The 5,945-nt window shown below is 37.2% G+C and carries 5 protein-coding genes; all 5 read left to right on the top strand.

Annotated elements, in window-relative coordinates; translation table 11 throughout:
• Positions 1 to 219 precede the first annotated feature (219 nt).
• Positions 220 to 762: a hypothetical protein gene (locus tag ACY65O_RS11255; protein WP_462220955.1), complete on the top strand. Its 543-nt coding sequence runs from the start codon at positions 220 to 222 to the stop codon at positions 760 to 762.
• Positions 763 to 854: 92 nt separating this feature from the next.
• A complete protein-coding gene (locus ACY65O_RS11260; protein WP_462220956.1) occupies positions 855 to 2,801 on the top strand; it encodes a hypothetical protein in 1,947 nt (648 codons plus the stop codon).
• Positions 2,802 to 2,869: 68 nt separating this feature from the next.
• Positions 2,870 to 4,837 carry a tail fiber domain-containing protein gene (locus ACY65O_RS11265; RefSeq protein WP_462220957.1) on the top strand — a complete coding sequence of 656 codons (1,968 nt, stop codon included), beginning with the start codon at positions 2,870 to 2,872 and terminating at the stop codon, positions 4,835 to 4,837.
• 12 nt (positions 4,838 to 4,849) lie between these two features.
• Positions 4,850 to 5,020 (top strand): hypothetical protein, encoded by a 171-nt coding sequence (locus tag ACY65O_RS11270; protein ID WP_462220958.1) that lies wholly within the window; start codon positions 4,850 to 4,852, stop codon positions 5,018 to 5,020.
• The coding region (locus ACY65O_RS11275; protein WP_462220959.1) for a ligand-binding sensor domain-containing protein at positions 5,013 to 5,945 on the top strand (933 nt) is incomplete at its 3' end. The genes ACY65O_RS11270 and ACY65O_RS11275, both read left to right, overlap by 8 nt.

Genomic DNA, 5,945 nt, shown 5'->3' on the forward strand with positions numbered 1-5,945 from the left:
GGAAAATAGAATATTGGGATGGTTTTAAGGGAGAAATGGAAATTACCAAAGTGGAGGCTGACTGGGTAGAAGGCAAGTTTTTTGTAACCGGCAAAGGAAGCTTTACAGATACTTCCAGAAGAGTAGAAATTATAGACGGCTTTTTTCGTATCACAATTGCGGAGAAAAAATAGTTTATCCATATTAAAATAAATTTTCACTGACTAAAAACTTCAACAAATGAAAAATGCATACCCCCTCCTGCTGCTGGTAATTTTTATAAGCTGCAGCAATACAAGTACTGAAAAAAGTGCAGCATCAAATAATAGCAGCCCAATAACAAACGAAAGTCCTGCAGCCGATGCCGCAACATCAGCTTCTATAAAAATTTTTAAGAAGGAAAAACTGGTGGTGGAGTATAAAGCCCTGTTTCCACAAGGAGGAATAACAACCTATAAGGATGGAGAAAAAGATATGATGCTAAAGCTCAGCAGCGATGATAATATTTATAATTTAATAGCAACTATTGAAAAAGCGGCAACCGGCAATTTATCTATTGGCAACGGAGACGCTGGCGAGGTACATATACAATTAACAACTGACGGCAAGGGGCCAGTTTATTTCTTGACAAATCTTACTGAAGGAACATTTAAAATTTCCATAACCGGCGAAACCTGCAGCGGAAGTTTTACAGGTATCCAAAAAGAAGCGGGACTTGATGACATAAAAATTACCGGTGATTTTACATCCATACCGTTAATGAAACAGACCAGTAAATATTAAGAACACTGGTATTAACCTGTACTAATTAAAAAATAACGGCCTGTTTAAATTGACTTCTATACCGGCTAATGCGTAACATCAATAAAATAATTATGAAACAGCTATGGTTATTGCTACTATCTTTTTTATTGATGATGAAAGGAGAAGCACAAATTTTAAAAAAAATAGTTACCCGTATAAAAGATGATGCAGCATGGCGTGTATCAAACAAAATTGATAACGAAATTAGAAAAGGTGTGGACAGTATTTTTGAAATGCCAAAAAAAAACAAGGCCAAAAAAAATGCAAATAATACTACCGCTTCAGTAGATGAAATTGATAAAAATAATACTGCTGGCCAACAACCGAAAAATAAAAATGCAGCAGACAATAATACCATTGCTGCCTCCGCAGAAAAAGAAATGAAACCCACCGATGGTTTTATAACCCTGGCCTTATCGGCAAATACTGTTTTTACCGGCGGCACTATTTTAATAAACGGGGAGAGCGTAAAATATAAAAATCTTAACCAGGTAGAAATAACCGTAAGCAGTTCATCCACCAAAGATGTAAAATCAATATTACTTGCTGCAGATGGCAAATATAAAACTGCCTGGATTGCTGCCGATAAACCCGGGGAATATACTGTAACTGTAATGAGCAGCGATAAGAAAGCACAGCAGTCGGCAAAAATTACTGTTTATACATTGCCTGATTTGGGCAGTTGGTGCAATAAAAATATTGCTGAAATAAACAAAGCCTTTGATAAGCTAAAGAACAGTGCAGCCAAAGTAGCAGATGGCATCAGCCCCAAAGACAAAACAGAACTGGAGAAAAAACTAGCAGATGTAAAAGACAAAGTTGATAATGTACTTAAACTTTATAAAGACCTTAATAAAGCCGGAAAAGAAACTGCACACTTGGCAAAAAGCGGCAAGCGGCTTCCACATGGGCTTGCAGGTAATTTATCTGCGCTTAATGACAACCTTGCCGATCAATCAGAACAAATAAAAGCACTTGAAAAAATTGCAGACCACGAGCCGCTTGATAATACTGTTTGCGAATACATCGTAATCCTTAACGAAGCCTGTGCTGCATTTCAAACGGTTACCAATTTATGGTCACGTTCTATATTTACTATTCTTGCAAACATTGCTACAGATAAAGCAGCACCGGCAGTAGCAGGTGGCATTAATGATGCCGGTATTGGTATTGAAGCACCTAATGATTTTCCAATAAAAGAAATTACAAAGATTTACGCTACCTCAAAAGTTGATGCAGAATCGCTAAGCACTAAATTAGGAAAGGCAGGCATTGCTGCAGACCTGGCACAATTTGCACTGGATGTATTATTGAAAATATACTGTGGTGTTTATAAAGGAAATTTTAAGCATGATTACAACATTGAGTTTAGAAATAATGCCGGAGAAAACTGGTGGACTTATGGAGTGGAAATGAAAGCCGTACTTTTTTTACGTTATCCAAAAGATAAAAATAATGGAGGGGTTATTAAAATGAAGGGCAACCTGGAAGGCAATGCAATAAAATTTAATTTCTGGCAGGATATAGCAAAAGAAAATGATTTTCATGCTGTAAGCAAAGGAAAGATAGTTGTAGTTCCCATTAAAACCTTTACGCCACTGGCAGTATCAGTCGCTACCAGCGAAAGGGATATTTTAGGTTTTGGTGCTATTGCAAGAGGGCTTGCTACACCTGCGTATTTTAATATTCCCATTGATGCGGAGTATGATGTGGATGCAAAAAAAATAAAAATATTTGTGAATGATGCTCTTATTGATTTTTCCAACCTGGTAGCCAACCAGTTTGTATTTCTTATGGTGGGCCAGGATTTGATTCCTTACCCAAAAAAAATGGACTTCCCCATACACAAAGCCAAAACAACCATCAACGGCATCTTTATTTCTTTTAAAGAATTTGATGTAGAAAAAGATTCAAAAGGCAATGAAAGTTTTAAGGGCAAGGGCATCCGGCATATTGGTGATAAAACTTCTATCAGGGAAACCAATTTAAATTTTACACTCACGGCAAAAAAAGAATAAAAAAAATTCAATTACACTAACCATAAATTTTTAAAAAATAAATGTGTTTAAAAATTAAATTTTACATAATGAAAAGAAAATTTATCCTCCGGCCTGCCATTTTTGTACTGGCATTTTTAAGTACCTGTTTGTTAAATGCACAAAGTGTAGCCATTAATACAGATGGCACAACAGCACATGGCAGTGCCTTGTTGGATATAAAAAGCACTACCAAAGGAATGCTGGCACCACGTATGAACTCCGCACAGCGTACCGCCATTGCTACACCCGCCGCTGGTTTATTTGTGTATGATACCGATACGAATAGTTTTTGGTTTTATAATGGAACGGCATGGGGCAACCTTTCATCTGCATTGGGAATAGGAGGAAATGGTACTACAAATTTTATCTCAAAATTTACTGCAGCAAATGCGATTAGCAATTCCCAGCTTTTTGATAATGGAACTAATGTTGGCATCAACACTGTATCACCTTTTGCTAAGCTGCACATCAAAGGTTCTGCCGATGTCCCTCAACTATTCATTGATGCAAATGCTACACAAAGCAACAGTAACCCGCTTATTAGTTTGCGCAGGAGTGATGGCGTAAATCTGATGTCGATTCATTCGGATAACCCATTCAATACATTTGTCGGTCTTTATGCAGGCAGTGTGAACAATGCCACAGGAGGAGGGCTATACAATACTTTTATAGGAAGAGATGCCGGGGCTTCTAACACGACCGGTTCTGTCAATACTGCAAACGGATTTCAGGCTCTTCAACTCAACACTACAGGATTAGGTAATACTGCTAATGGAGCAGGAGCACTGCAAAGCAACACCTATGGGAGAGAAAATACTGCATTGGGGGCTTCAGCGCTTCAATTCAACAATGGAATTCGGAATACAGCAACTGGTTACAAAGCGCTATGGTTAAATACAATTGGTTATGATAATACAGCCAATGGAAACAAAGCACTTTTAAATAATAATGGAAGTAATAACAGCGCAACTGGAGCTTATGCACTAACTAATAATTCTACTGGATATTATAACACGGCCAACGGAGCGTATGCTCTTGTAGATAATACTTCTGGCAGTGAAAATACAGCTATCGGAGGTTCTGCATTAACATTTAATACAACAGCCAGCCAGAATACAGCAATTGGAGTCAATGCGTTATATAACCAATCATACAATAATGGTGGTGTTAGCTGGGAGACTGGCAATGTGGCTGTTGGCTATAATGCTCTTTATTTAAATTCACCAACTTCTGCCTTTAACGGAATTCAAAATACGGCTGTTGGTAATTATGCACTGCAGGGCAATACTACAGGCACACTCAATACAGCATCAGGGTATGCCTCGCTTGTAAGTAACAATGCCGGAAATCAAAATACTGCGATTGGTAGTAGTGCGCTGTATTCTAACACATCAGGAAACTATAATACGGCTATTGGTGATGGTGCCCTTTATTATTTAAATGGAGGTAGTGAAAATATAGCAATTGGAGCTGACGCTGGAACCTCCTCTGGTTCACCGGGTGCCACCAACACTATAAGCATTGGAAATCGTGGCTATCCAAATGCCGCCAATAACCAGGTATTTATAGGCAACTTAAGTACTTTATGGAATGGAGGTAATAAGACATGGAGTACCTATTCAGATGCAAGAATGAAAAACAACATTAAAGAGGAAGTAAAAGGGCTCGATTTTATTTTGCGTTTGCGCCCCGTTACTTATTACCGAAGTATTGATGTAGCAATGAAAATAACGGGCAATAAAGAAACAAAAGTTTATCCTGAAAAATATGATGTAGAAAAAATAAAGGAAACCGGCTTTCTTGCACAGGAAGTAGAAAAATCTGCGAAGGAAGCTGGTTATGATTTTAGTGGTGTTACTGTACCGAAAAATTCTAACCAGCTATACACCCTAAGTTATGAGCAGTTTGTTGTGCCCCTCGTAAAAGCCATGCAGGAACAACAGGCAATGATAAAAACCCAGCAACAGCAAATTGATCTGCTCATGAAACGAATAGAAATTTTAGAAAAAAAATAATGCCTGGTTTGTATGCAGAAAACTAAATTGATAATTAATACCGATGGCCTCACTGCAGCAGAAACAAAATTTTACAGAAAGAAAATACTGATTGAAAAAAGATTTGCTGCGGCTGGCATAAATTTATTACCGGTACAACATTATGTGAAAGTTAAATTTAAAGTAGCTTTACGATATGTGTAAAAGTCTTGTTATAGTGCTTTACTGTGTTGCATTTTTTTGTGATAAAAATATTTTTGCACAACAAAGGGACAATTACATTTTTCGCCATATCAGTCAAACCGATGGTTTACTTAATACCAGGATAAACTCCATTGTACAGGATAGCAAAGGTTATATATGGATATTAACCCCAAACGGTTTGCAACGGTACGATGGTTCCCGTTTTGTAAATTTTCCTTTTAATGTGAATAATCCCGGCTCAGTAATAAATACTGGTGATGCCAACTTATTTGCAGATAAAAAAAACAATTGTTTATGGATAATGAATGGCGAAATAGAAAAACTGGATCTGCAAAAAAATAAATTCATTTCTTACCCTGCAGAAAAAATAATAACCGACAGTAGTTTTAAATATACCAGCTACACGGATACTTACGGTGCAGTTACACTGGCAGGCAATTATGGACTTTACCAATATAATAAATCAGATAAAAAATTATCCAGTCTTTTTTTTTGTGCCTCTTTTCTTACACCTCAAAAAAGCAATTTATTTTTTGTTGATAACATGAATGATGAATCATGGGAGGCCAACTGGGATGGGCTTACTTTATTTTACAAAAAAACAAACTCAGTTTATACGCATGCTTATAATCCTGTACAGCACCCGCTGCTGCAGTTAATGGATAAAAAAGAACTGAGGGGAATACTGAAAGACAGCAGACAAAATTACTGGATAAATACCGGCGGTCCTTTTTTTTACAGGTACAATGCATTGTCAAAAAAAATGTTCACCTACTCTTTATTAAATATTGTAAGGGCAGTGGCCACAAAAACTAACCAGGAAAAAGGGGTGCTTATGGTGAATTGTTTTTTTGAAGATAATCACCATCGTATCTGGATGGGCACATCAAACGCCGGCCTGTTGCAATACAATGCCGGTAAAGAT

The sequence above is a fragment of the Ferruginibacter sp. genome, assembly GCF_031430955.1.
Taxonomy (GTDB): Bacteria; Bacteroidota; Bacteroidia; order Chitinophagales; family Chitinophagaceae; genus Ferruginibacter.

Bases quoted from the DNA above. Each gene is read 5' to 3' on its own strand.
- ACY65O_RS11260 (WP_462220956.1), top strand. From the start codon at position 855: ATGAAACAGCTATGGTTATTGCTACTATCTTTTTTATTGATGATGAAA.
- ACY65O_RS11255 (WP_462220955.1), top strand. From the start codon at position 220: ATGAAAAATGCATACCCCCTCCTGCTGCTGGTAATTTTTATAAGCTGC.
- ACY65O_RS11265 (WP_462220957.1), top strand. From the start codon at position 2,870: ATGAAAAGAAAATTTATCCTCCGGCCTGCCATTTTTGTACTGGCATTT.
- ACY65O_RS11270 (WP_462220958.1), top strand. From the start codon at position 4,850: ATGCAGAAAACTAAATTGATAATTAATACCGATGGCCTCACTGCAGCA.